The sequence below is a fragment of the Gottfriedia sp. OAE603 genome (genome assembly GCF_040543965.1).
In the GTDB taxonomy this organism is placed as follows: domain Bacteria; phylum Bacillota; class Bacilli; order Bacillales; family Bacillaceae_G; genus Gottfriedia; species Gottfriedia solisilvae.
Genome location: NZ_JBEUNN010000001.1, coordinates 3,891,426 through 3,916,796, shown reverse-complemented (window position 1 = coordinate 3,916,796; position 25,371 = coordinate 3,891,426). Strand labels below are relative to the sequence as shown.

Below are 25,371 nucleotides of genomic sequence, written 5' to 3'. Positions count from 1 at the left end.
TGTTTTTTGAAATTATCAATAAATAACATAATTATCTCGAATTTAGAATATTTATTTAATGAGCAATAGATATCTCAAATTAAAGGGATTGAGGTGTAGCTATGCTAGATGAGGGCTTATTGGTTATTCGACTTTTTTTAGGAATTATATTGGCAGGTCATGGCGTTCAGAAATTATTCGGATGGTTTGGTGGCTACGGAATTAAAGGAACCGGTCAATGGTTAGAGTCAATTGGTGTGAAACCTGGTGGATTTTTTGCATTTTTATCAGGAGCAGCGGAACTAATAGGAGGCTTACTTGTTGCAGCAGGCTTGTACACGACAGTTGGTGCATGGTTAATCATACTGGTTATGTTAGTTGCCATTTTAAAAGTCCACTTAAAAAATGGTTTTTGGATTACTGCCAATGGTATTGAATATAATCTACTCATTATTGCTACATCAGTTGGTTTACTATTAACAGGACCTGGCTCTTTCACTTTATTTTGATAAATAGGAGAGAACATTCATGATATTTGGATGTTCTCTTTTTTGTTTTAAGTTAACTACCACAAATAACTATTGAAGAAGGATTATCATAACCTTTAAAGAACTTATCATTTATGAAGATTGTAGCTAAAGTGTTTGCATTTGAATTTTTTGCTATAATCAAATTTAAATAAATAAAACGCTAATACTACAAAAGTAGAATATGGAAAAATGAGGTTATAAAAATGAAAAAAGAAAGTAATTTGATTATTTACGATCTAATATTGTATTTAGTACTCCCACTAGTAGGTTATAAACTTTTAAAGCCGTATATTGGAGATTATTGGGCGATGATTGTCCCAACCATTCCTGGGATTTTATATACTTTATTTCGTTTTTGGTATACAAAACAATTTAATGTAACTGGAATTTTTATTATTTCTACAATGAGTGTTAGTACTGCATTGGATCTTATTGCAGGTACAAAAGATAATTTACTTCTATATAATGTGTATTACCACATTGGCTTAATAGGGGTATTCTTCATTCTTTTAGCGATAAAGAAGCCATTGCCATATTACTTTATGATTGATATTGCCGCAATCCAGGGACAAGAAAGAGAAGAAAGTAAGAAGCTGTATAAACATCCTTCACTGTTCAAGTTGTTCCAATATTTGTTTATAGCTTGGATTGTTAAAGATATCATATTTACTGGAGCACAATGGTGGATGCTTGAAACCTATGGTGCGAAGGCTTACTACTCAAGGACTATCATTTTCACAGTAGGTGGCTATATCTTTGGAATTATCATGGCAATCGGTTATGCAATGATTACGATGAGAGCACAAAAAATTAAAGAAAATGAACATCAGCCTAAAGATGAAATTATCATTTAATAGAAAAAGCACAAAAGCACATCTAAAAAAGATGTGCCTTTTTTGTTATTTCTTATTTTACATTTCTAACCATTTCATTTTCTGGTTCGACATGAATTAAAATTTGGGGATTAATTAGAACTTTTTTGATCTCATCTTCTATTTTATCGCAAAGTAGATGAGCTTCTTCAATGCTCATGCTAGACGGTAAAACAAGATGAAAGTCGATGTGTTCCTCAGCGCCGGATCTTCTTGTTCTTAAATCATGGTATTCAATAAATTGCGATTTGAAATTTAATAAAACTTGTTCAATTTGTATAATTTCGTCTGAAGAGAGCCCCGTATCTAATAATGGCGTAAAAGATTTCTTTCCAAGCTCGATAGATTCTTTCATTATATATACAGCAATACCAATACCAATTAATGCATCTAGTACGACCCAACCTGTAAGAGATACTAATATTAAACTAGCCGCAACACCTAGCGATGAATAGACGTCCGTTAATAAATGTAATGCATTTGATTGCATTGCGACAGAATGCGTTTCGTCTCCTACTTTTTGAACTTTTTTCCCAACTCGCCAATTAATGAATGCTCCGAGCAACATGACGATTACACCAATAAAAGGAAGTTTTATAGGAGAAGGGTGGATTAGTTTTTCAACAGATTCAACGATAATCCAAATTCCAGCAATAAAAATGAGCAGCGTTTCAACAGTACCCGAAATATTTTCAAATTTACCGTGACCATAAGGATGTTCCTTGTCAGGTGGCCGATTCGAAATTTTTACTGAGAAGAATGCGATAACGGAAGCGACCAAATCTAATAAAGAATGAATTGCCTCCGATATAATTGCTACAGAACCAGTAATGATTCCAACTGCTAATTTTAATAAAACTATAAAAGAATTACTACAAATTGAAAGTAATGCAATTTTGGTTGAATGCAATCTATTCACCTCTGACCAATTTTTTCTACTAAAGCTAAGAGTGTTGTCCTAAGGCAACAAAAAAGAAAAACCACTAACATGAAGTTAGTGGCTTGTTTTTTTTATATGATGTTTTTTAAAATTCGTTGGATAGTTCATATTAATCACCTTTTTTTAGCGCGTAATTAATATTTTATAGTAAAGATAATATTTTGAAAAGAAAAACTTGTGTAGACCAAATGATTAGTAAAAACATGAAACTACAGATTATTTTTTAAAAAGGTTTGACATCTATTTTTAGACTGTGTTATACATAGACTAATATAAATAAACAATCTATTCGTAGAGGTTGCATTGTATATGAGTATCGTTTAAGAGAACTGTGGGTTTGATGACTAAACGAAAAAGGATCCGATGCCGAAGCATTAGAGCGCCACACGCTAAAATGCTGGGACTGCATTTAATAAATGTAGTACTGTCACTTGTATTTGTGAAGAGCTATTGAAGAGATGTGATTGGCAATATCCTTTTTATTTTAAAAGTGATAGGCACATGAACATATCCTTCATGTGCCTTTTTTAATACACTAATACATTGAAGGCTTCTGGTGAATGAACTTGTGTTTAGTTATGAAGGGAGAATATTAATGTATTTACATGGTAATAGTCGAGTTGATCATAATGGACATCTAGAAATCGGAGGTTGTAGTACAGTTCAACTAGCTGAACAGTATGGGACACCCTTATATATATACGACGAAGCATTGATTGAGTCTAAATGTAGAGAATTTCAAGAAGCATTAAAAGAGACAGGATTAAAATATCAAGTTGCTTATGCAAGTAAAGCTTTCCTTTGTATTGAACAAGCCCGCTTAATTGAAAGAGAAGGGTTTTGTTTAGATGTAGTATCAAGTGGCGAACTATATACAGCGATACAAGCAGGATTTCCACCTGAGAAAATTCACTTTCATGGGAATAATAAATCAATAGAAGAAATTGAAGAAGCTTTAGATGCGAAAATTGGTTGTTTCGTAGTCGATAATTTCTTTGAGTTAGAAGTATTACAAGCAATCGCCGAAAATCGTGGAGTATATGTATCAATCTTATTACGTGTAACACCTGGAGTAGAAGCACACACTCATGAATATGTCATGACAGGACAAGAAGATTCAAAGTTTGGTTTTGATATCACGTCAGGTCAGGCAAATGAAGCAGTTGCCATTTCGTTAGATTCACCAAATTTAAAACTGTTAGGTATACATTCTCATATCGGCTCGCAAATTTTTGAACCAGATGGGTTTGTTCACGCAATTAAAATATTAATGAACTTTTTAAATGCACTAAAAAATGAATTAGACTATACAGCTGAAATATTAAACGTAGGTGGCGGATTTGGGATTCGTTATACTTCTGAGGACGAACCGTTATCAATCGTTGAGCATATTGATCAAATTACTTCTATTATTAAACAACAATGTGAAGAATTATCGTATCCAGTTCCTGAATTATGGTTAGAGCCTGGTCGTAGCATCGTTGGTGAAGCAGGAACAACTCTTTATACGATTGGAGCAACAAAAAACCTACCTTCAGTAAGAAAATATGTTTCTGTTGATGGGGGAATGACTGATAATATCCGCCCAGCACTTTATGGATCAAAGTATGAAGCAATGCTTGCTAATCGCGCAAATGATGAGAATAAAGAGGTCGTATCAATTGCAGGTAAATGTTGTGAAAGTGGAGATATGTTAATTTGGGATTGTGAATTACCAGTTGTTGAGAGTAATGACTTATTAGCAGTATCATGTACGGGTGCATACGGATATTCAATGGCTAATAATTATAATCGTATTCGTCGTCCGGCAGTAGTATTTGTAAAAGACGGTGTATCTAGAGTAGTAGTACAACGTGAAACGTATAAAGACTTAATTAAAAATGACATGATTTACATTGAAAACTCTTCTATTAGATAATAGAAGAGTTTTATTACGGTTTCTTAACTATTGCATGTTTGTTTATCGACAGATTAAGACATATTTATCATTTATATTACAATATTGTAACAAAAGCGACTCCCTTCGCAAATCTATGATATAAATACCTAGTAGATAAGCGAGAGGAGACACGCTGAAATGTTTAAAAGAAAACTTACAGTGCTGGCTATTGCAGGTACATTTTTAGTATCTTTAGCGCCGAATGCTTCGGTAAATGCCGAAACGAAAGTAGAAAAAAAGCAAGCTGAAGTAGATAAATTCCAATCACAATTCAAAAAATTAAGTAATGATGTTAAAAAGATAGATCAAAAGATTAAAGACACTAAAGCAAAAATACAATCTAAAAAAGAAGAAATCTCTGAGACTCAAAAAATCATTCAAGATAAAAATGCTAGAATTACATATTTACAAGACCGTATCGAGAAGCGTAACGAAATGCTAGAAGATCGTCTTGTTGCGATGCAAAAGCAACCAAAAGTAAATTTAGTAACTGATGTTCTATTCAACTCTGACGGTATTGTTGATTTCTTTAATCGTTTAAATTCAATTACAACGCTTTTTGAAGCAGACCAAGATATCATTAAAGAACAAGAATCAGAACAAGCTGAAGTGGAAAAAGAAAAACAACTTGTGAACGAGAAAAAAGAATCTCTTGTTAAAGCAAAAGAAGACCTTGTAGCTCAAGAAAGCGATTTATCTAAATCACAAGCAGCAAAAGAAAAATCATTAAGATCTGCAGAATATAGATTAAAACTTGCGGTTAAAGAATTGCAAGATGCAAAAGAAGATGTAAGAGTAAGACAGTTAGAACAACAATCACTTGAATTAGCTGAACTATCGAATGATAGCGATGACTCTAACTCTAGTGCTTCAGGCAATGCTGGCCCATCAGAAAATGAAGGACCAATTGCTTCAGGTAATGCAATTGTAGACTTTGCAATGCAATACCAAGGTGTTCCTTATGTATTTGGTGGAACGTCTCCAAGTGGATTCGATTGCAGTGGATTTATTTGGTATGTATATTCGCATAATGGTTATGGTTTCTCACGTGCTAACGTAAAATCATACTGGAATATGGCTACAAAGATTAGTTCTCCACAACCAGGAGATCTAGTATTCTTAGAAAACACTTATATTAATGGCCCTTCTCATATGGGTATTTATATTGGTGGTAACAAAATGGTTCATGCTGGAAGTAAAGGTATTGGTACAATCAGCTTAAGTAGCAGCTGGGTACGTTCACACTTCTTAGGATATGGCCGATTCTAATAAATTATTAACCTCGTATTATATTAAATATGGTACGAGGTTTTTTATTATGAATAAGAATAAAAGGCATGACTCAGATATTTCATGAGTCCATGCCTTTTTGATTTTTTACTTGTTCTTGTAACAAGTCGCGAATTTCAATTAAAAGTTGTTCTTCTTTTGTAGGTACTGGTGGTTTAGCCTCTTCAATTTCTTTCTTCTTAAAAGAGATTTTACTTAGTAATCTAATGAAGAAGAACACAGAGATTGAAATGATTAGAAAGTCGAAAACAGATTGTATAAATGAACCATATTTTATTCCGTGGTAAACTAAGCTGGTAAAATCTCGTTTCCCAACGATTAATCCAAGAAGCGGCGTCATAATATCAGCAACTAGAGAAGACACAATTTTACCGAACGCTGCACCAATAATAACCCCAACTGCTAAATCGAGAATATTACCTTTTAATGCGAATTTTTTAAACTCTTCAAACATAGTAGTTCCTCCTATATAATATCGTATTAGTTTACATAGAAATCTTAATTGTTTCAAGCGGTGTGGGGAGATTCGCAAGCAAAAATATTTATATCAGCACTTCAATATGGTAAATACTAAGTAAGACAATTATTTGGGAGGGATTCGAGATGGGGAATGAATTGGCTACATTTGCAGGTGGATGTTTTTGGTGTATGATCAAACCATTTGATAAGGAGCCTGGAATTATAAAAGTAGTTTCTGGTTATACAGGTGGGGAAAAAGAGAATCCAACTTATGAAGAGGTTTGTACACATTTAACTGGACACTATGAAGCTGTTCAAATTACTTTTGATCCGGAAGTTTATTCTTATGAAAAATTATTGGAAACATTTTGGCGTCAAATTGATCCAACTGATGAAGGTGGACAATTCCATGATCGAGGTAGTTCCTATAAAACAGCGATTTTTTATCATAACGAAGAGCAAAGACAACTGGCGCTAACATCAAAAGAAGAAATTGAAAAGAGTGGTGTTTTCAAAAAGCCGATTGTTACAGAGGTTTTACCTGCTAAACCATTTTATGAAGCAGAAGAACATCATCAAGATTATTATAAAAAACATCCGATTCGTTACCAGCTATATTATAAAGGGTCTGGACGTCAAAAGTTTATAAAAGAACATTGGAAAACAGGTCAAGAAGAACTGAAACAAAAGCTTACACCAATTCAATATGCCGTTACACAAGAAGATGCAACTGAACCTCCATTCCGTAATGAGTTTTGGGATCATAAAGAAAAAGGAATTTATGTTGATATAGTATCTGGTATTCCTTTATTTAGTTCACTAGATAAATTTGATTCTGGTTGTGGATGGCCGAGTTTTACAAGACCAATTTTAAAAGGTGAAATTGAAGAAAAGAAAGATTATAGTCATGGCATGATGCGAATTGAAGTACGTAGTTCAGAAGCCGATTCACATTTAGGACATGTGTTTGATGATGGTCCAGGACCAGAAGGGCTAAGATATTGTATTAATTCAGCGGCTTTGAAATTTATTCCTTATGACAAAATGGACGAAGAAGGTTATGGGAATTATAAAAGTATTTTTATCAACAAATAGATTGAATGAGTCGAGATGAAAAATCTCGGCTTTTTCTTTTCTTTAAAATATTTTCAGAATATAGTTACAATAATAAAAATATGTGTTAATATAAAAGTGTCACAAAGTTGTCACATTTAAGGTATTGCATTTAACAAAAATACTACAGGAGGTTATTTATATGAAGCGAACTGATAATGAAATCGTTGAAACGTATACTCGATATTCAGGTATTGTCTTTTTAATTGGTCTTATTCTTTTTTTACTATATTTCACTGGAAGCGGTTACGTACATACTGACGTTGTCTTAACAGTGAGCATTGTATTAATGGGCTCTTGTTCAACATTATTTTTACTAGGAACATTTTTGGGATTGATGTTTTCAGTCTCAACTAGAGAACAAGCTTAAAAAAGAGTGGGTGTTCAATGACTAAAAAGTCAATTTGAACACCCTTTTTATTTTGTTGAATTATTAAGATTTATAACATATACATTTAATAATGAAGATTTAGACGTACTAGGAGGTGTCGTTTATATGGAATTTTTTAAGAAGTTAAAAGGAATGGATCGGAATGTGTGGATTAGAGTAATTGGAGAAACCATTACAAGTAGCGCAATGATGATGCTGATGCCGTTTTTTGCTTTATATCTAGAAGGTAAAGTTGATTCTATGTTAAAGGTTGGTTTCATTATGTCAATTTCGCCAATTGCATCATTATTTGGTTCAATGCTTGGTGGAAGATTGGCTGATATATATGGTCGTAAACGTATGATGGTATTTTCAACGCTTGCCTCTTCAATCATTCTTATTTCATTTTCTTTTGTCGAAGGATATACCGCTTTTTTAATCCTTTCAATTTTATTGGGAATCAGTAATTCATTCTTTGATCCAGCTGCTTCTGCAATGGTTGCAGATGTGACTGCACCAGAAGAAAGAACGGAAGCGTATGGACTACTTCGAGTTGGTAGTAATTTTGGTACTGTTATAGGACCTCTACTTGGAAGTTCTATTGTATTTTTTTCGAAGGACAGTTTGTTTTACATCGCTGCAACTGCATTGGGTATCTATAGTATTGCTCAATTCGTTTTATTAAAAGAAACATTGCCAGCTGGAAATGTGAAGAGTAATGAAAAGGCAGGCACAAAGATACCATTTAAACAGGTTGTAAATATTATTCTTACTGATAAATTACTTCTTTTTTATGTTGCTACAGGTATTATTATTTCTATGGGGTTCTCACAAATCGAAGGCATGCTACCACTTTATTTTAAACAAAGTTTCCAATCTCATTTTGGGGAGTGGACACCGTATCCATTTCTAATGTCACTTAATGGTTTATTAGTTGTATTACTACAGTTTCCGATTTCAAGTTATTTAGCGAATCGTTCAATTGGAAAAACGATGTTTTACGGAACATTATTATTTGGTTTAGGCATATTATCAATTGGATTTGCACCACCAATTTTACTTTCAATTGGATTTGGGAAATGGGTAATTTTATTCATTCTAGGAATCATTTTTGCTTACTACACATTTGGTGAGATGGTTATGTCACCAGTTCAAATGACTTTCGTTGCAAACATTGCTCCAGAAGAACTTAGAGCAACATATATGGCAGTTGGAAGTATGAAATGGACTATTGGTGGTTTCCTTGGTCCATTGTTAGGTGGATTCTTATTTGATCTGAAACTAGGTTTATGGCTATTTGTCATATTAGGTACTGGAGTAGTCGTTTCAGGTGTAATGTATCGTTCACTTGATGAGAAAGTAGCATTTAGAGAAAAAATCAAGGGCTAGCGCAATAAAACGCGGCCTTTTTTTATTTGAGTAAACAGAGAAAAACAATAGGAATAATTCTATGGGTGATCTGCTTTAGTAGTTAATCGTATTTCTATCACAACTCCAACTTAATTGCATATGTTGTAAAGAAATATAGGTTTCTACCCATAAAAGCTTATACAGTTTGGGAGAAAGTGGTACAATAGGAAGAGCAAAAAATAGTAGGGGGAACATCATGAAGATTAAGTTAGGTTTATTATATGGCGGTAAGTCTGCTGAACATAAAGTATCATTACAAACAGCTTTTGCCGTTATTTCAGCTTTAGATCACTCAAAATTTGATGTGTATCCAATTTATATAACAGAACAAGGCGAATGGTTACAAGGTAAACAAATAGAAGGTAAAGTAGAAAGTGTAGCTGCTTTAAAATTCTCAAACGAAGATCAACATGTAAGTGAAATAGCTCCTGTTGCATTAACTTCATCAATTATTCCTGCAGCATCAAATCAAGAATCTACTGGACCAGTTGATGTAATATTCCCATTATTACATGGACCAAATGGTGAAGACGGAACAGTTCAAGGATTACTTGAATTATTAAATATCCCTTATGCTGGAAATGGTGTATTAGCATCTGCAGCAGGTATGGATAAAGTCATCATGAAAAATTTATTTGCTCAAGCTGGCATTCCACAAGCGAAGTATGTTCACTTCTTAAAAACAGAATGGAAGGAAACAGCTGAATCTTGTTATGAAAAAGTTGAACAAGAATTAGGTTATCCTGTTTTTGTTAAACCAGCTAATTTAGGTTCAAGTGTTGGGATCAGTAAAGCGAAAAATCGTGAATCTTTAGTTGCCGCATTTGAAGAAGCTTTCCAATTTGACCGTAAAGTCATTATTGAAGAAAATATCGTTGGTCGTGAAATCGAGATTGCCGTTTTAGGAAATGATAAAGTTGAATGTTCTGTTGTAGGAGAAATTAAACCTTCAGTAGAGTTTTATGACTATAGTGCTAAATACGAAAGCGGCGAAACAGGATTAATCATTCCTGCACCGATCGAACAAGAAACATATGAGAAGATTAAACATTATGCCGAAGTAGCTTTTAAAGCAATTGATGGTTCTGGTTTAACTCGTGCGGATTTCTTTGTAACTGAAGATGGTGGAGTATTAATGAATGAAGTAAATACTATGCCTGGTTTCACGCCATTTAGTATGTATCCGCAATTATGGCAAGCTTCAGGTTTATCATATTCAAGTTTAATTGAGAAATTAATTAACTTAGGAATTGAAAGACACGAACAAAAACAACAAATTAAATATAATATTTAACAATTGAAAACACTATTCATGATTGAATAGTGTTTTCATATGAATAGATAGAAATACTTCGGATAGGAGTCGGTGACAATGGCAATCGTGCGTACTTTATCACAAATTGTAAAGATGATACCTGGAAGTCAGTTAGTAGGTAATGATCTATCAATTAATGGCGTTTCAACAGATTCACGTGGAGATTTAAATGGAAAATTATTTATACCAATTATAGGGGAAAGATTTGATGCTCATGAATTCCTTCCTCAAGCTATAGAAAATGGTTCAAGTGCAATTTTATGTTCAAAAAAATATACAAAAGCGCCAACTAATACTTCTGTTATTTTAGTTGATGACACGTTAGAAGCGCTCCAAGCATTAGCAAAATCGTATTTAAAAGAATGGAATGGTAAAATAGTTGGTATTACAGGCAGTAATGGAAAAACATCTACTAAAGACATTTTGACTAGCATCCTTTCAGCAAAATATAAAGTACATAAAACACAAGGGAATTTTAACAATCATATCGGTTTACCACTAACAGTTCTTTCGATGGATGAAGATACAGAAGTTGCTGTTTTAGAAATGGGTATGAGTGATTTCGGTGAAATTGAGTTTTTATCAAAATTAGCGGAGCCAGATGCTGCAATTATCACTAATATTGGTGAGTCTCATATGCAAGAACTAGGTTCTAGAGCAGGTATTGCAAAAGCTAAGCTAGAAATCGCAAGTGGACTTTCAAAAGAGGGCTTACTAGTTATTAATGGAGATGAACCATTATTATTGGATGGTACAAAAGATCAACAGCCTTCTTATACAATTGAAACGTTTGGTTTTAATGAACAGAATGATTTTTATCCTACTTTTATTGAAATGAATGAATCAGGTTGTGAATTTGATATAAATAAATCAAATAATGTTCGTTTCAAATTGAGTGTACTAGGAAAGCATAATATTAGTAATACTTTGGCAGCAATAGCAGTAGCCAGAAAATTCTCTTTAACTTGGGAAGAAATACAATTAGGTATGCAAAATCTAGAAATGACGAAAATGCGAATGGAGTTATTAAAAACTAAAAATGGGCTAACAATTATAAATGATGCTTATAACGCTAGTGTTACTTCAATGAAAGCGGCTCTTTTATTTGCAGCGGAATTAACTGGCTATAAAAGAAAGTTTGTAATCTTTGGAGATATGTTAGAGTTAGGTGATCAAGAAATTGCTTTTCACGAAGAAATTGGTGAAGAGGTTGTAAGGCTTCAATTTGATTATTTATACACTTATGGTTCATTAAGTAAGTTTGCAGCAGTTTCTGCATTTGAACAAATGGACTCTTCGAAGGTAAAAAGTTTTGATGACAAAAATAATTTAATTGATATATTAAAACAAGAAGTTAAACCGGGTGATCTTGTTTTAGTGAAAGCCTCAAGAGGAATGAAATTAGAAGAAGTCGTTAATGCATTATTAGAAACAAACGAGTAAGGAGAATTAGTAACAAAAGTATTGCTACTAATTATATTTTTAAAGTGACAATTAATTTGGAAGAATTGATCAGGCACAAAATATTTATGTGCTGGATTACTATGTTAAAAGTGAGGAAACATGGGAAAATTAAGGAAGTTGGACTATTGTTTTCCACGCAAGAAGGAATGAAAATCATACTGAAAAAATATAACTTCATTTGCTTTTTAGATGGAATGTCCGTATAATGAGTAGATATTGTTTCCTTTTCATGATACTTCGGACATTGTTTTCCACTAAAAACGAACCTTCCAAATGTGAACAGTCACGAAACATATAATTTTTATAGATATAATTGAGATACAAAGGAGATTAACCAAATTGACAACATTTCAAGAATTAGGATTAAGTAGTAAAATCCTGTTTGCGATTGAAAAATTAGGCTTCGAGGAAGCTACTCCAATTCAAGCGCAGACTATTCCATTAGCAAAACAAGGCCACGATGTAATTGGTCAAGCGCAAACTGGTACTGGTAAAACAGCCGCTTTCGGTATTCCTTTACTAGAAAAAATTGATGTAGATAATAACCATGTTCAAGGACTTGTTATTGCACCTACACGTGAGTTAGCGATCCAAGTTGGCGAAGAATTACACAAAATTGGTCAGAACAAAGGCGTTAAAATCTTACCGATCTACGGTGGACAAGATATTAACCGTCAAATGCGTTCATTAAAGAAATTCCCACATATCATTGTAGGAACTCCAGGTCGTATTCAAGACCATATTAATCGTCGTACGATTCGTCTTAACAACGTAAATACTGTTGTTTTAGATGAAGCAGATGAAATGCTAAACATGGGATTCATTGAAGATATTGAAGCGATCTTAAAAGAAGTTCCTGAAAATAAACAAACGCTTCTATTCTCAGCTACAATGCCTGACCCAATTCGTCGCATTGCAGAAACTTTTATGACAAATCCTCAAATCGTAAAAGTTCAAGCGAAAGAAGTTACAATGCCTAACATTGAACAACATTTTATTGAAGTTCAAGAAAAGAAAAAATTTGACGTGCTTACACGTTTATTAGATATTCAAACACCAGAATTAGCAATTATTTTTGGTCGTACAAAACGTCGTGTTGATGAATTATCAGAAGCATTAAACCTACGTGGTTATGCAGCTGAAGGTATTCATGGTGATTTATCACAAGCAAAACGTGAGCAAGTACTTCGTAAATTTAAAGCTGGTTCAATTGATGTATTAGTTGCAACTGATGTAGCAGCTCGTGGATTAGACATTTCTGGTGTAACACACGTTTATAACTTTGATATTCCTCAAGATCCTGAAAGCTATGTTCACCGTATTGGACGTACAGGTCGTGCTGGAAAATCAGGTATTGCGATGCTATTTATTACGCCTCGTGAGTTTAACCAATTAAAAAATATTGAACGTACAACTAAACGTCGTATGGAACGTATGACTGCACCTACATTGGATGAAGCGATTGAAAGTCAGCAACGTATTATTGCTGAAAAATTAACTTCAACAATGGAAAGTGATAACTTAGCATTCTACAAACGTATTGCTGAAGAATTACTTGAAGAGCATGATTCTGTGAGTGTTGTAGCAGCAGCGTTAAAAATGTTAACTAAAGAACCAAACGAAACACCAATCAGATTAACTGATGAGCCACCAATGGTAAAACGTGACCGCGGTGGACGCGGTGGCAGTGGCGGTGGCGGTGGATACCGTCGTGGCGAAAACAAACGTAGTGGCGGAGATAATCGTCGTGGTGGTGGAGACCGCCGTGGAGATGGTCGCCGTGGCGATAGAGACGGAAACCGTGGTGGAAACTTCCGTAGCAAACGTAGTGAAGGTTCAGGTTCAGGTTCAGGTTCTCGCGATAATAATCGTGGCGGACAACGTAGACATCAAGATAGCAGTAAATAATATTAAAAAGAAGGTACATGGTGTAATCCATGTACCTTTTTGTTTTGAAAATAAACGGTGTGATTTTACGTATTTTCCATAAACTAAGGAAAAATGTAAGAAAGTTGGATTTATATGCTTGTAAGACTTGGTTATGTTGCAATGAGTATGAATTTACAAAATGCATCTCCATCAAAGACGATGACATTTGCACAGTTTTTAAAGCAAAAAGATAAAGAAGCTGCGATTAGAAAATTAGAACTTATTTCAAAGACAAATATCAATAATTGTTTACGACTGCTTAAACACAATAAAGCACATAATATATCTTTTTTTCGATTAAGTAGTAAGCTGATCCCTCTAGCTAATCATGAAGAGCTGAAGGATTGGAATTTTATGAAGCCTTTAAAAGAGGAGCTAAATCGGCTTGGGGAATTTGCTTTAAGAAACAATATGAGAATTGATTTTCATCCTGACCATTTCGTTATTTTAAATTCGGTTGATGAGGAACTGTTAAAGTCATCAATTAAAACGTTAAAAATGCATTACCAACTTTTAAAGGCAATGAAAATAAATACTGAGCATCGTTGTGTATTACACGTTGGTGGAGGGTATGATGACAAAGAGAAGTCGTTAGAACAGTTGGTGGAAAATTTTGGTTCAGTTCCTTCGCCAATCCAAAAGATGCTAATGTTCGAAAATGATGATACAGCGTTTACGTTTGATGAAACATTATTTGCATGTGAAAAACTAGGCGTTCCGATTGTTTTTGATTATCACCATCACTTGGTGAATCACGTAAACGAACAATGGACTGAAAATTGGGGGCGAGCAGTCAATACTTGGACAGTCTCTGAGCTACCAATGAAAATGCATATATCAAGTCCAAGGGACGATAAAGACATAAGAGCACACGCTGATTATGTAGATTCTTCTATGTTTCTTACTTTTTTAAATGAAATATATGGCTCTGTTAAGCAAATTGATTGTATGATTGAAGCAAAACAAAAAGATAATGCGCTTTTTAAACTGATGGAGGATCTAAAAAGGCATCCTTCAGTTGAAGTTGTAAATGATTCTAGTTTTAATTTTAAACCGTAGTAAGTGAAAGTAAGGGTGAGGTAATGATTGTAGGTATAGGATTGGACTTAGTAGAGATTGAAAGGATGAAAGAGATTATTGGATCGCAACCACGTTTTGCAAATAGGATTTTAACTGAAGCTGAATATGAAATTTATAAAAATCTCTCTGAGCGTAGAAAATTGGAGTTTTTATCAGGGAGATTCGCGGCTAAGGAAGCTTGTTCGAAGGCATTCGGTACAGGGATTGGAAAAGAACTTGGCTTTCATGATATAGAAATTCTAAATGATGAAAAAGGGAAACCGGTTCTATCAGTTGATTTACCTTTTATTCCTTTCTTATCTATTACTCACACTGAGCATTATGCCGCTGCGCAAGTAGTTTTACAGCAATTATAGACAATTTATTATTGAACAGTTACGAGTTTTGTGACTGTTTTTTATTTTGTAATTTTTTTAGTTTAGCTTGTCATGCTAGTCTGCATATTTTAGAGCTTGACCTCATATAGTTCTATGAGGATAGGAGAAGCAAGGTTGCAACGTGCATGAATAAATCTAGGTTAAACTTCTTAGCTACTCGCGCACATTTATTCTATTGCCTTTGCATGAGATTCTCTTTTTACAATATAAGAGGAACAAAGGAGCTGGGGAGATGAAGAAAAAGCTTGTAGCGATGCTTTTGGCCTTTACGTTGATTTTATCAATGGCTGCATGTGGTAAGAAATCGAGGGAAGATGTTGTAGGTTCATTAAGTAATAAGATGGAAAAAATGAGTGGTTATCAGGCGGACGCTACGTTAACAATTAATAACGGAAATGATCCGCAAAAATATGAGGTAGTCATTTGGCACAAAAAACCTTCATATTACCGAGTACAATTAAAAAATGCTAAAAGCGACCAAAATCAAATTATTTTACGAAACAAAGAGGGCGTATTTGTCTTAACACCTGCACTAAATAAAAGTTACCGTTTCCAAAGTGATTGGCCATCAAACAGCAGCCAACCATATTTACCGGAATCATTAGTAAATGATTTAGTACAAGATAAAGATGCTACTTTCAAATCAACTAAAAAAGGTTATGTATTTGAAACGAAAACGAACTATACAAATAAACAATTACTTCCTACCCAAGAAATTACGTTTAATAAAAAAGGTTTAACACCAGAGTCAGTTAAGTTATTAGATTCTGATAAAAATGTTGTGTTAGATGTTCAATTTGATAAAGTGAAATACAATCCAAAGTTTGATAAAGATGCATTTGATGTGAAGAAAAACATGACAAGCGCACGTTTAAGTGTACCAACGTCTACTAATAACGATTCTAACTTATTAGTAACGCAATACCCTAATAAATTAATGGACGGAGTAACTTTAGAAGACCAACAAGAGGTTAAGACTGAAAGTGGTGTTCAAGTTATTCTTTCATATAAAGGTGATAAATCATTTACTTTAATTGAAGAAAAATCTCGTATTTCAGAAACTGGTACAGTCATGGAGATCAGTGGTGAACCAGTTGACTTAGGATATACTGTCGGTGCACTTTCAGACAAAATGATTTCATGGTCGCATGGAGGAACAGACTTTACAATTGTATCTAGTAACTTAACGCAAAGTGAATTAATTGAGGTTGCTCAATCAGTAGGTCAAACAGGAACAAAATAATCATATTTACAAACTTGAGAAAAGGCGTGATTGAAGTACTATCACGCCTTTTTATATTGGAATAGACTATTTGTATAAAGGTTAAAGGTTGACATTTCTTGTATTTAAGCAAATAATTTTACACATATATAAAAAGAGCAAGGGTAAAACGATAAGGAAGTGTAAATTATGTCAGAAACGCCATTTTATCGCGACACATGGGTTGAAGTGAATTTAGATGCGATTGAAGAAAACGTTAAAAATATTGTATCGCTTTACCCTAATCATCAAGAAATATATGTAGCTTTAAAAGCTAATGCATATGGACATGGTTATATAGAAGTAGCAAAACAAGCATTGAAGTCAGGTGCAACACGTTTATTAGTTGCATTTATTGATGAAGGGATTTTTCTTCGTAAAGCTGGAATAGATGCTCCGATTTTAGTATTAGGAGCAACTAGAGCACAGGATATAAATATAGCAATCAAACATAATTTGACTTTAACAGCATATAATGTTGATTGGCTAGAGGATATCACAAATTATCTTTCAGATTCTGATGAAGTAACGATTCATATTAAGTTTGATACTGGAATGGGAAGATTAGGGCTAAAAACAAAAGCTGAATGGGAAAAAGCTTCAACTTTATTAAAAAAATCATCGATTAATCTTGAAGGGTTGTTTACGCATTTTGCGACAGCGGATGAACTAGATCGAACATATTTTCAACAACAATTAGATAGATTTTATGAAACAATTGAATGGGTTAAGGACAGCGGTTTTTCACCTTCTTTAATTCATTGTGCAAATAGTGCAGCAGCAGTATTAGAAACGGGCTTATTTAATACAGTGCGTGTTGGAATCATCATGTATGGTCTAACACCATCTTTGGAAATGAAAACAAAAATTCCGTTTAGCTTAAAGCCTGCATTATCATTTTACACAAAAGTTTCTCATATAAAGCAGTTGCCAGCAAATAGTGGAGTAAGCTATGGAGCAACTTATAAAACATCAGATGTAGAATGGGTTGCTACGCTCCCAGTAGGATATGCAGATGGTTGGTTAAGAGATATGCAAGGTTTTTCTGTACTTATAGAAGGTGAAAAAGCAGAAATAGTAGGTCGAGTTTGCATGGATCAATGTATGATAAAGCTATCAAAACATTATCCAGTAGGGACTAAAGTGACGTTGATTGGGGAAAGTAATGGTAAAATTGTGAGTGCGGAAGATGTTGCATCTCATATGAATACGATTAATTATGAGGTCACTTGTCTGATCAATAATAGAGTTCCGAGAGTATACAAAAAAGATGGGAAAATAAGGTTCATTAGTAATTATCTAGTATCAGATGAATTTGATAATTGATGTATTAAAGTATGAAACACGCTTATTTGGTTAAGATAAACGAAGATATGTGTCTTTCCAATCTTTGAAATTAATGGTATGATGTAATATAGGGAGATATATGGGTAATAGTTGATTCTGGAGGTGCTGAAACTTGTCCGAACTAAATGCGACAACTGAAATCACAGTACGTTTACCAAAACACGTAGTAAGCGAACTAGATGGATTAGTAAAGCAAGAAAACGGTAATCGAAATGAATATATTTATCAAGCGACTAAGATGTTTTTGAAGGATCGTAAAAGACGCCAAAGTCGTGAACAAATGCGACGCGGATACATGGAAATGGCTAAAATCAACTTATTAATATCTTCTGAGTCATTTTATGCTGAGTCTGAAGCGGATTCGAAAGTGGAGCGCTTAGTTAGCGGGGGGTAATCACTTGATAGTAAAACGTGGCGACGTATATTTTGCAGACCTTTCCCCTGTAGTTGGCTCTGAACAAGGTGGAGTTCGTCCGGTTCTCATAATACAGAATGATATCGGTAACCGTTTTAGTCCTACCGTTATAGTCGCTGCGATTACAGCACAAATCCAAAAGGCAAAACTTCCAACTCATGTTGAGATTGATGCTAAGAAATATGGATTTGAACGTGATTCGGTTATCTTACTAGAACAAATTCGAACGATTGACAAACAGCGGTTAACTGATAAAATTACTCATCTTGATGATGAAATGATGGATCAGGTTGACGAAGCGCTGCAAATCAGTTTGGGACTTGTTGATTTTTAAAAGTTGCTTAATGCAGCTTTTCCTACATATTTTTTAATAATGATAAAAATTGCTTCGTAACCCTTTCTATTTGGAAGGGTTATTTAAGTACGTAAAAATAGTTAGATATCGGAGGTCGTAATCATGTCACAGCAATTAGTTAAAAAAATTGCAACTGAACTAAATATCTCACCGCAACAAGTGTCTACTGTTATTGAATTAAAAGAAGAAGGGAATACAATCCCTTTTATTGCACGATACCGAAAAGAAAAAACAGGTTCATTAGATGAAGTACAAATTCATTCAATCCTTGAAAAATATGAATATGCAGTGAACCTACAATCAAGAAAAGAAGAAGTCATCCGTTTAATCCAAGAAAAAGGAAAACTAACTGAAGAATTACAAAAAAGTATTCAAATCGCTTCTAAATTACAAGAAGTAGAGGATTTATATAGACCATTTAAAGAAAAAAGAAAAACGAGAGCAACAGTAGCTAAGGATAAAGGTCTTGAACCAATAGCTGAATGGTTGTTTCAGCTACCAAAAGAGGGCTCATTAGCCGATGAAGCTTTAAAATATATAAATGAAGAATTAGAAGTACATACAGTTGATGATGTAATCCAAGGTGCAAAAGACATTATTGCAGAATGGATTGCAGATGATGCGAACTATCGAAAATGGATTAGAGAATCTACTTTTAGAAAAGGTTTAATAGAAGCTAGTGTCAAAGATGCGGATAAAGATGAGAAGAAAGTGTATGAAATGTATTATGAATATTCAGAGCCTATCTCAAAAATTGTACCCCATCGAATTCTTGCCATGAACCGTGGTGAAAAGGAAGACATTCTGAAAATCTCAGTTCAATCACCATATGAAGATATCATTTCTTTTCTAGGGCGAAATGTGATTAAAAAAGAAACTTTTGTTCGTTCAATTTTAATGGAGGTTGTAGAAGACGCATATAAACGTTTAATTCAACCATCTATTGAAAGAGAAATACGTAAGGAACTATCTGAAAAGGCTGATTCTCAAGCAATTACCATTTTCTCAGAAAATTTACGTTCATTACTATTACAGCCACCTTTAAAAGGAAAGGTTGTGCTTGGAGTTGACCCGGCATTTAGAACAGGTTGTAAGCTAGCAGTAGTTGATGAGACTGGTAAGGTTCTAAAAATAGATGTCATTTACCCACATCCGTTTAAAGGAGAAAAGGTTGAAATTCAACAGAAGAAAAAGGAACAAGCCGTTGCAAAGATAAAAGATATTCTTCTACAATTCAAGATAGAAATGGTTGCAATCGGTAACGGAACAGCTTCAAGAGAAACTGAACTATTTGTATCAGAGATTTTAAAGGAAACAAACAAAGACATTTACTACGTAATTGTTAATGAAGCAGGTGCAAGTGTTTATTCTGCTTCAGAATTAGCACGAGAAGAGTTTCCTAATCTGCAAGTAGAGGAACGTAGTGCGGTTTCAATTGCAAGGCGTTTACAAGATCCTCTTGCAGAATTAGTGAAAATTGATCCAAAATCTGTTGGGGTTGGATTATATCAGCATGATGTTTCTCAGAAAAGCTTAAACGAGTCATTAACGTTTGTTGTTGAAACTTCTGTAAACCAAGTAGGGGTTAACGTTAATACCGCTTCGGTTTCACTACTTCAATATGTATCGGGTTTATCAAAAACTGTTGCAAAAAACATCGTAAACTATCGTGATGAAAAAGGTAAGATTGCAAACAGAAAAGAATTGAAAACAATACCTCGCCTTGGTGCGAAAACATATGAACAATGTATAGGCTTTTTGCGTGTGCTTGAAGGTGACGAGCCGCTAGATCGTACTGGTATTCACCCTGAAAACTATGGACAGGTTAAAAAATTATTGAAGCAATTAAATATGTCTTCAAGTCAACTTGGCTCAAATGAATTAAAAGATAAAATAAAAGCTTTAAATATAGAAGAAACTTCAAGCCAACTAGATATTGGTGAAATTACCTTAAAAGATATATTAAATTCCTTAATGCAGCCAGAAAGAGATTTACGTGATGAATTAGCAGCACCATTATTACGACAAGATGTACTAAATATAGAAGATTTGAAAATTGGCATGCAGTTAGAAGGTACTGTTAGAAACGTTGTTGATTTTGGAGCATTCGTAGATATCGGTTTAAAAAATGATGGCCTTGTTCATATATCACGAATGAGTAGTAAATTTATCAAACATCCATTAGATGTAGTATCTGTCGGACAAGTAGTAAAAGTTTGGATTGCTGAAGTAGATCAAAAAAAGCAAAGAGTAGGCTTGTCAATGCTTCCGATTGAATCAAAAGAAACAGTCAAAGCTTAATTTTTTGATAGTAAAACCAGCATTGATTTAATAATTTTATTTGATAGCGGTTTTTTTCATAAAAAGCTTTTTGCATTTGGGTTTTCAGCCAACTTGGCATAACCATATGAAAAACCTCCAGCTTAAAAATCTTCGCCCATCTTTTAATTGGAGATGGGCGACATATTAAATGAGTGAGGGGTAACCTTCTAATACCTTTATAAAAAGGATAACGAAATTGTTCATTTAAACATAAATTTTACGCCATTGTAGAGAGATTTACTAAGAGCAACTCATTTAGTATAAATTGTACGATTATGATCTTTGAAATTCTCATTTGTAAGTTTAATGTATGCAGATACCTAGAAAAATGTGAGTTGTATATTAGTTAATACAAAAAGAAATAAGGAATATAGAATCAGTTAAGGGAAGATATGAGGATGGAAAACGAAATACTACAAAAATTAGTTGAAGAATTATCATTGAAACATTTTAACCGTCCATTTTTACATCAAGCTACTTTTAATGCTAGATTACGAACTACAGGTGGACGATATTTATTAAAAACAAGCAATGTTGAATTAAATAAATTGTATTTCCAAGAACATGGAATTGAAGAATTAAAGGGTATTATCTTACATGAATTATGCCATTATCATCTACACATAATGAAAAAAGGATATAAGCATGAGGACAAGGATTTTAAAGATTTATTAAAACAGGTTGGTGCACCAAGGTACTGCAAACCTTTAACGGCAACAACTAAAAAAAGGATTGTACCTTATAAGTATCGTTACATTTGTACAAAATGTGGGCAAACGTATTTACGAAAGAGAAAAGTTGACTTGAAACGGTTTGTTTGTGGAATATGCAAAAGTACATTAAAACAGTTATAAATAGTATTGACAGGCTATATATTCATAGTTTATATTATTACTTGTCACCACTTACCAGAAAGTGTTGATGAATAATTTATATTATTCCGCAGTAGCTCAGTGGTAGAGCACTCGGCTGTTAACCGAGTGGTCGTAGGTTCGAATCCTACCTGCGGAGCCATTATTTTAGAGAAGTACCCAAGTGGCTCAAGGGGCGCCCCTGCTAAGGGTGTAGATCGTTAACGCGGTGCGAGGGTTCGAATCCCTTCTTCTCTGCCATACATAAGGCCCGTTGGTCAAGCGGTTAAGACACCGCCCTTTCACGGCGGTAACACGGGTTCGAATCCCGTACGGGTCACCATTTTTATATTACGGAGGATTAGCTCAGCTGGGAGAGCACCTGCCTTACAAGCAGGGGGTCGGCGGTTCGAGCCCGTCATCCTCCACCATTTAATTTTATACGGTCCCGTGGTGTAGCGGTTAACATGCCTGCCTGTCACGCAGGAGATCGCCGGTTCGATCCCGGTCGGGACCGCCATTATTTACTACATATTGTAGTATTTTTTCTTTTTTTTGGAGATAATATTTTGGGTGGCTAATTTATTGTCATTTAGGTGTCTGATTGTGTATATCTTGAGGAGTAATTCAAGAGGTGGATTCAATACAACATAAAGAAAATCCTGCGAAGCAGGTTCATGTAGCAAATTCATAGTAGTTTGATTCATGTAGTTTAATCAATGGGCTATAGCCAAGCGGTAAGGCAACGGATTTTGATTCCGTCATGCCCTGGTTCGAATCCAGGTAGCCCAGCCATTTACCTATTTGTAAGAAATGTTGAAATGTGACATTTAAGTACGAATTTTAAATTCTGCTTTTACAGATGTCGGATTGTCTTTATCTTGAGGAGTAATTCAAGAGGTTAGAGCAATACAACATAAAGAAAATCCTGCGGAGCGGGTTCATGTAGCGAATTCATAGTAGTTTGATTCATGTAGTTTAATCAATGGGCTATAGCCAAGCGGTAAGGCAACGGATTTTGATTCCGTCATGCCCTGGTTCGAATCCAGGTAGCCCAGCCATTATCTTTTTTATGAGCAATGCTCTAGTGCGATAGCACGACCAAATAGACTTCTAAGTCATTCAAAAGTGTAGTAATTGTGATACTTGTAATATTATCTTTATTACGAGCCATTAGCTCAGTAGGTAGAGCATCTGACTTTTAATCAGAGGGTCGAAGGTTCGAATCCTTCATGGCTCACTTTTTGTTTATTTGCGGTCGTGGCGGAATGGCAGACGCGCTAGGTTGAGGGCCTAGTGGAGGTTTCTCCGTGGAGGTTCAAGTCCTCTCGGCCGCATCTTATATGTATATAACCAGACAATCTACAGCATGTAGATTGTCTTTTTTGTATTTTATAGTTGTTTGATCAGTACCAATACCTATAATTCAAATGATTTATTGGGTGGATTAAGGTTTGTTTAATATTTACTTCTATAATATAGTTTCTTCTCAAACCCTAAGTAAATTCTTTAGAGTACATTGCATAAATTAACGCTAACTTCGTAAACTAAGCACTTCAAAGTCACATTCTATTTAGTGAATATAACTTATTTCAATAAAAGTTAATTTTTCTTTTAAATTATGTTGACTTTGTGTTCATAGTGCTTTAATATAGATAAAGTTCCCGTTAGAACTTAACGAAGTCATCAGAAGCTTATCGTAGTAAGCTTACTAAGTTTAAGATAAATAAACTTTAAAAAGATGTTGACTTCCAGTAGTAGTTATTATATACTATAAAAGTCGCTAACGAAGTGACAACACAATATGCGCCCGTAGCTCAATTGGATAGAGCGTTTGACTACGGATCAAAAGGTTATGGGTTCGAGTCCTTTCGGGCGCGCCATATTACGGGAAGTGGCTCAGCTTGGTAGAGCACCTGGTTTGGGACCAGGGGGTCGCAGGTTCAAATCCTGTCTTCCCGACCATCTTCGCGGGTGTAGTTTAATGGTAAAATAGAAGCCTTCCAAGCTTCGGTCGTGGGTTCGATTCCCATCACCCGCTCCATTTGAACTTTGAAAACTAAACAAAACATGAAGTAAAACGTCAATTATTAGTTTTTTGAGCAATACAAGATTTAAACTTAACTATTATGGAGAGTTTGATCCTGGCTCAGGACGAACGCTGGCGGCGTGCCTAATACATGCAAGTCGAGCGGACTTGTAGGAGCTTGCTCCTGCAGGTTAGCGGCGGACGGGTGAGTAACACGTGGGCAACCTACCTGTAAGACTGGGATAACTTCGGGAAACCGGAGCTAATACCGGATGACATAAAGGAACTCCTGTTCCTTTATTGAAAGATGGCTTCGGCTATCACTTACAGATGGGCCCGCGGCGCATTAGCTAGTTGGTGAGGTAACGGCTCACCAAGGCGACGATGCGTAGCCGACCTGAGAGGGTGATCGGCCACACTGGGACTGAGACACGGCCCAGACTCCTACGGGAGGCAGCAGTAGGGAATCTTCCGCAATGGACGAAAGTCTGACGGAGCAACGCCGCGTGAACGATGAAGGCCTTCGGGTCGTAAAGTTCTGTTGTTAGGGAAGAACAAGTGCTAGTTAAATAAGCTGGCACCTTGACGGTACCTAACCAGAAAGCCACGGCTAACTACGTGCCAGCAGCCGCGGTAATACGTAGGTGGCAAGCGTTGTCCGGAATTATTGGGCGTAAAGCGCGCGCAGGCGGTTTCTTAAGTCTGATGTGAAAGCCCCCGGCTCAACCGGGGAGGGTCATTGGAAACTGGGAAACTTGAGTGCAGAAGAGGAAAGTGGAATTCCAAGTGTAGCGGTGAAATGCGTAGAGATTTGGAGGAACACCAGTGGCGAAGGCGACTTTCTGGTCTGTAACTGACGCTGAGGCGCGAAAGCGTGGGGAGCAAACAGGATTAGATACCCTGGTAGTCCACGCTGTAAACGATGAGTGCTAAGTGTTAGAGGGTTTCCGCCCTTTAGTGCTGAAGTTAACGCATTAAGCACTCCGCCTGGGGAGTACGGTCGCAAGACTGAAACTCAAAGGAATTGACGGGGGCCCGCACAAGTGGTGGAGCATGTGGTTTAATTCGAAGCAACGCGAAGAACCTTACCAGGTCTTGACATCCTCTGACAACCCTAGAGATAGGGCTTTCCCTTCGGGGACAGAGTGACAGGTGGTGCATGGTTGTCGTCAGCTCGTGTCGTGAGATGTTGGGTTAAGTCCCGCAACGAGCGCAACCCTTGATCTTAGTTGCCAGCATTCAGTTGGGCACTCTAAGGTGACTGCCGGTGACAAACCGGAGGAAGGTGGGGATGACGTCAAATCATCATGCCCCTTATGACCTGGGCTACACACGTGCTACAATGGATAGTACAAAGGGTTGCAAGACCGCGAGGTGGAGCTAATCCCATAAAACTATTCTCAGTTCGGATTGTAGGCTGCAACTCGCCTACATGAAGCCGGAATCACTAGTAATCGCGGATCAGCATGCCGCGGTGAATACGTTCCCGGGCCTTGTACACACCGCCCGTCACACCACGAGAGTTTGTAACACCCGAAGTCGGTGGGGTAACCTTTTAGGGGCCAGCCGCCTAAGGTGGGACAGATGATTGGGGTGAAGTCGTAACAAGGTAGCCGTATCGGAAGGTGCGGCTGGATCACCTCCTTTCTATGGAGACATCATGAACCGTTGGTTCATGCATGAAAAGATGTTTCTTCATTGTTTTGTTTAGTTTTGAGAGTTCA

At 35.5% G+C, this 25,371-nt stretch carries 21 protein-coding genes, 12 tRNA genes, 1 rRNA gene and 1 riboswitch; of the genes, 31 read left to right on the top strand and 3 right to left on the bottom strand.

The features are described from left to right. The first annotated feature begins 101 nt into the window (after positions 1-101). Together ABID96_RS19680 and ABID96_RS19675 are read left to right on the top strand one after the other, a co-directional pair. Positions 102-488, top strand: coding sequence for a DoxX family protein (locus tag ABID96_RS19680; protein ID WP_192604334.1), 387 nt, complete (start codon positions 102-104; stop codon positions 486-488). 224 nt (positions 489-712) lie between these two features. Further along, the gene (locus tag ABID96_RS19675; RefSeq protein WP_192604335.1) at positions 713-1,363 is read left to right on the top strand and encodes a VC0807 family protein; all 651 of its coding nucleotides are present in this window, start codon (positions 713-715) and stop codon (positions 1,361-1,363) included. A 52-nt stretch (positions 1,364-1,415) separates the two neighbouring features. On the opposite strand, the gene ABID96_RS19670 is transcribed toward ABID96_RS19675, so the two are convergent. Next, a complete protein-coding gene (locus ABID96_RS19670) occupies positions 1,416-2,291 on the bottom strand; it encodes a cation diffusion facilitator family transporter (RefSeq protein ID WP_192604336.1) in 876 nt (291 codons plus the stop codon). Between the two features lie 314 nt (positions 2,292-2,605). Continuing rightward, a riboswitch (Lysine riboswitch) is annotated at positions 2,606-2,779 on the top strand. Between the two features lie 137 nt (positions 2,780-2,916). Between ABID96_RS19670 and lysA the strand changes: the two genes are divergently transcribed. After that, positions 2,917-4,239 carry a diaminopimelate decarboxylase gene (gene lysA, locus ABID96_RS19665; protein WP_192604337.1) on the top strand — a complete coding sequence of 441 codons (1,323 nt, stop codon included), beginning with the start codon at positions 2,917-2,919 and terminating at the stop codon, positions 4,237-4,239. 159 nt (positions 4,240-4,398) lie between these two features. Continuing rightward, a complete protein-coding gene (locus tag ABID96_RS19660; protein ID WP_192604338.1) occupies positions 4,399-5,529 on the top strand; it encodes a C40 family peptidase in 1,131 nt (376 codons plus the stop codon). A gap of 82 nt (positions 5,530-5,611) precedes the next feature. On the opposite strand, the gene mscL is transcribed toward ABID96_RS19660, so the two are convergent. Continuing rightward, a complete protein-coding gene (gene mscL, locus ABID96_RS19655; protein WP_192604339.1) occupies positions 5,612-6,004 on the bottom strand; it encodes a large conductance mechanosensitive channel protein MscL in 393 nt (130 codons plus the stop codon). Positions 6,005-6,153: 149 nt separating this feature from the next. Here mscL and msrB point away from each other — a divergent pair, with 149 nt between their 5' ends. The 13 genes from msrB (at position 6,154) to ABID96_RS19590 (ending at position 20,746) form a co-directional block, all read left to right on the top strand. After that, positions 6,154-7,104 carry a peptide-methionine (R)-S-oxide reductase MsrB gene (gene msrB, locus ABID96_RS19650; RefSeq protein WP_192604340.1) on the top strand — a complete coding sequence of 317 codons (951 nt, stop codon included), beginning with the start codon at positions 6,154-6,156 and terminating at the stop codon, positions 7,102-7,104. 160 nt (positions 7,105-7,264) lie between these two features. Further along, positions 7,265-7,492, top strand: a complete 228-nt coding sequence (locus ABID96_RS19645) for a hypothetical protein (RefSeq protein WP_088003963.1) — start codon at positions 7,265-7,267, stop codon at positions 7,490-7,492. Positions 7,493-7,618: 126 nt separating this feature from the next. Next, positions 7,619-8,881: an MDR family MFS transporter gene (locus ABID96_RS19640; protein WP_192604341.1), complete on the top strand. Its 1,263-nt coding sequence runs from the start codon at positions 7,619-7,621 to the stop codon at positions 8,879-8,881. Between the two features lie 214 nt (positions 8,882-9,095). Beyond that, positions 9,096-10,196, top strand: a complete 1,101-nt coding sequence (locus tag ABID96_RS19635) for a D-alanine--D-alanine ligase (protein ID WP_142283145.1) — start codon at positions 9,096-9,098, stop codon at positions 10,194-10,196. 78 nt (positions 10,197-10,274) lie between these two features. Beyond that, a complete protein-coding gene (locus ABID96_RS19630) occupies positions 10,275-11,660 on the top strand; it encodes a UDP-N-acetylmuramoyl-tripeptide--D-alanyl-D-alanine ligase (RefSeq protein WP_192604342.1) in 1,386 nt (461 codons plus the stop codon). Positions 11,661-12,020: 360 nt separating this feature from the next. Next, positions 12,021-13,589: a degradosome RNA helicase CshA gene (gene cshA / locus ABID96_RS19625; RefSeq protein ID WP_192604343.1), complete on the top strand. Its 1,569-nt coding sequence runs from the start codon at positions 12,021-12,023 to the stop codon at positions 13,587-13,589. Between the two features lie 114 nt (positions 13,590-13,703). Beyond that, entirely contained in the window at positions 13,704-14,669 is a 966-nt protein-coding gene (uvsE, locus tag ABID96_RS19620; protein ID WP_192604344.1) for a UV DNA damage repair endonuclease UvsE, read from the top strand. 23 nt (positions 14,670-14,692) lie between these two features. Continuing rightward, entirely contained in the window at positions 14,693-15,046 is a 354-nt protein-coding gene (gene acpS, locus ABID96_RS19615) for a holo-ACP synthase (protein WP_088003976.1), read from the top strand. Between the two features lie 253 nt (positions 15,047-15,299). Next, positions 15,300-16,310: a LolA family protein gene (locus tag ABID96_RS19610; RefSeq protein WP_192604345.1), complete on the top strand. Its 1,011-nt coding sequence runs from the start codon at positions 15,300-15,302 to the stop codon at positions 16,308-16,310. Positions 16,311-16,478: 168 nt separating this feature from the next. Further along, complete coding sequence (alr, locus tag ABID96_RS19605) at positions 16,479-17,654, top strand: alanine racemase (protein ID WP_192604346.1); 1,176 nt, start codon at positions 16,479-16,481, stop codon at positions 17,652-17,654. A 133-nt stretch (positions 17,655-17,787) separates the two neighbouring features. After that, complete coding sequence (locus tag ABID96_RS19600; protein WP_069033898.1) at positions 17,788-18,069, top strand: CopG family ribbon-helix-helix protein; 282 nt, start codon at positions 17,788-17,790, stop codon at positions 18,067-18,069. Between the two features lie 4 nt (positions 18,070-18,073). Further along, positions 18,074-18,424 (top strand): type II toxin-antitoxin system endoribonuclease NdoA, encoded by a 351-nt coding sequence (gene ndoA / locus ABID96_RS19595; RefSeq protein WP_056476047.1) that lies wholly within the window; start codon positions 18,074-18,076, stop codon positions 18,422-18,424. A 123-nt stretch (positions 18,425-18,547) separates the two neighbouring features. Continuing rightward, a complete protein-coding gene (locus tag ABID96_RS19590; protein ID WP_192604347.1) occupies positions 18,548-20,746 on the top strand; it encodes a Tex family protein in 2,199 nt (732 codons plus the stop codon). Here ABID96_RS19590 and cmpA read toward each other — a convergent pair. Next, positions 20,736-20,846, bottom strand: a complete 111-nt coding sequence (cmpA, locus tag ABID96_RS19585; RefSeq protein WP_088003988.1) for a cortex morphogenetic protein CmpA — start codon at positions 20,844-20,846, stop codon at positions 20,736-20,738. The two genes, ABID96_RS19590 and cmpA, sit on opposite strands and share 11 nt — an antisense overlap. A gap of 319 nt (positions 20,847-21,165) precedes the next feature. Between cmpA and ABID96_RS19580 the strand changes: the two genes are divergently transcribed. The 14 genes from ABID96_RS19580 (at position 21,166) to ABID96_RS19515 (ending at position 25,294) form a co-directional block, all read left to right on the top strand. Next, entirely contained in the window at positions 21,166-21,621 is a 456-nt protein-coding gene (locus ABID96_RS19580; RefSeq protein WP_192604348.1) for a SprT family protein, read from the top strand. 85 nt (positions 21,622-21,706) lie between these two features. Further along, positions 21,707-21,781 (top strand) — tRNA-Asn (locus ABID96_RS19575). Positions 21,782-21,788: 7 nt separating this feature from the next. Further along, a tRNA-Ser gene (locus ABID96_RS19570) sits at positions 21,789-21,879 on the top strand. 7 nt (positions 21,880-21,886) lie between these two features. Then, a tRNA-Glu gene (locus ABID96_RS19565) sits at positions 21,887-21,961 on the top strand. Between the two features lie 12 nt (positions 21,962-21,973). Then, a tRNA-Val gene (locus tag ABID96_RS19560) sits at positions 21,974-22,049 on the top strand. A gap of 13 nt (positions 22,050-22,062) precedes the next feature. Further along, positions 22,063-22,138 (top strand) — tRNA-Asp (locus tag ABID96_RS19555). A gap of 200 nt (positions 22,139-22,338) precedes the next feature. Further along, positions 22,339-22,413: transfer RNA gene (locus ABID96_RS19550), tRNA-Gln, on the top strand. A 191-nt stretch (positions 22,414-22,604) separates the two neighbouring features. Beyond that, positions 22,605-22,679, top strand: a tRNA-Gln gene (locus ABID96_RS19545). Positions 22,680-22,785: 106 nt separating this feature from the next. Further along, positions 22,786-22,858, top strand: a tRNA-Lys gene (locus ABID96_RS19540). 14 nt (positions 22,859-22,872) lie between these two features. Further along, positions 22,873-22,955 (top strand) — tRNA-Leu (locus ABID96_RS19535). Positions 22,956-23,424: 469 nt separating this feature from the next. Then, a tRNA-Arg gene (locus tag ABID96_RS19530) sits at positions 23,425-23,501 on the top strand. 5 nt (positions 23,502-23,506) lie between these two features. After that, positions 23,507-23,583 (top strand) — tRNA-Pro (locus ABID96_RS19525). Between the two features lie 5 nt (positions 23,584-23,588). Then, positions 23,589-23,662 (top strand) — tRNA-Gly (locus ABID96_RS19520). Between the two features lie 82 nt (positions 23,663-23,744). Next, positions 23,745-25,294 (top strand): 16S ribosomal RNA (locus ABID96_RS19515). Positions 25,295-25,371 lie beyond the last annotated feature (77 nt).

Bases quoted from the DNA above. Each gene is read 5' to 3' on its own strand.
- uvsE (WP_192604344.1), top strand. From the start codon at position 13,704: ATGCTTGTAAGACTTGGTTATGTTGCAATGAGTATGAATTTACAAAAT.
- ABID96_RS19675 (WP_192604335.1), top strand. From the start codon at position 713: ATGAAAAAAGAAAGTAATTTGATTATTTACGATCTAATATTGTATTTA.
- ABID96_RS19630 (WP_192604342.1), top strand. From the start codon at position 10,275: ATGGCAATCGTGCGTACTTTATCACAAATTGTAAAGATGATACCTGGA.
- ABID96_RS19660 (WP_192604338.1), top strand. From the start codon at position 4,399: ATGTTTAAAAGAAAACTTACAGTGCTGGCTATTGCAGGTACATTTTTA.
- cmpA (WP_088003988.1), bottom strand. From the start codon at position 20,846: ATGCCAAGTTGGCTGAAAACCCAAATGCAAAAAGCTTTTTATGAAAAA.
- ABID96_RS19645 (WP_088003963.1), top strand. From the start codon at position 7,265: ATGAAGCGAACTGATAATGAAATCGTTGAAACGTATACTCGATATTCA.
- mscL (WP_192604339.1), bottom strand. From the start codon at position 6,004: ATGTTTGAAGAGTTTAAAAAATTCGCATTAAAAGGTAATATTCTCGAT.
- lysA (WP_192604337.1), top strand. From the start codon at position 2,917: ATGTATTTACATGGTAATAGTCGAGTTGATCATAATGGACATCTAGAA.
- ABID96_RS19610 (WP_192604345.1), top strand. From the start codon at position 15,300: ATGAAGAAAAAGCTTGTAGCGATGCTTTTGGCCTTTACGTTGATTTTA.
- ABID96_RS19640 (WP_192604341.1), top strand. From the start codon at position 7,619: ATGGAATTTTTTAAGAAGTTAAAAGGAATGGATCGGAATGTGTGGATT.
- ABID96_RS19580 (WP_192604348.1), top strand. From the start codon at position 21,166: ATGGAAAACGAAATACTACAAAAATTAGTTGAAGAATTATCATTGAAA.
- alr (WP_192604346.1), top strand. From the start codon at position 16,479: ATGTCAGAAACGCCATTTTATCGCGACACATGGGTTGAAGTGAATTTA.
- acpS (WP_088003976.1), top strand. From the start codon at position 14,693: ATGATTGTAGGTATAGGATTGGACTTAGTAGAGATTGAAAGGATGAAA.
- msrB (WP_192604340.1), top strand. From the start codon at position 6,154: ATGGGGAATGAATTGGCTACATTTGCAGGTGGATGTTTTTGGTGTATG.
- ABID96_RS19680 (WP_192604334.1), top strand. From the start codon at position 102: ATGCTAGATGAGGGCTTATTGGTTATTCGACTTTTTTTAGGAATTATA.
- ABID96_RS19590 (WP_192604347.1), top strand. From the start codon at position 18,548: ATGTCACAGCAATTAGTTAAAAAAATTGCAACTGAACTAAATATCTCA.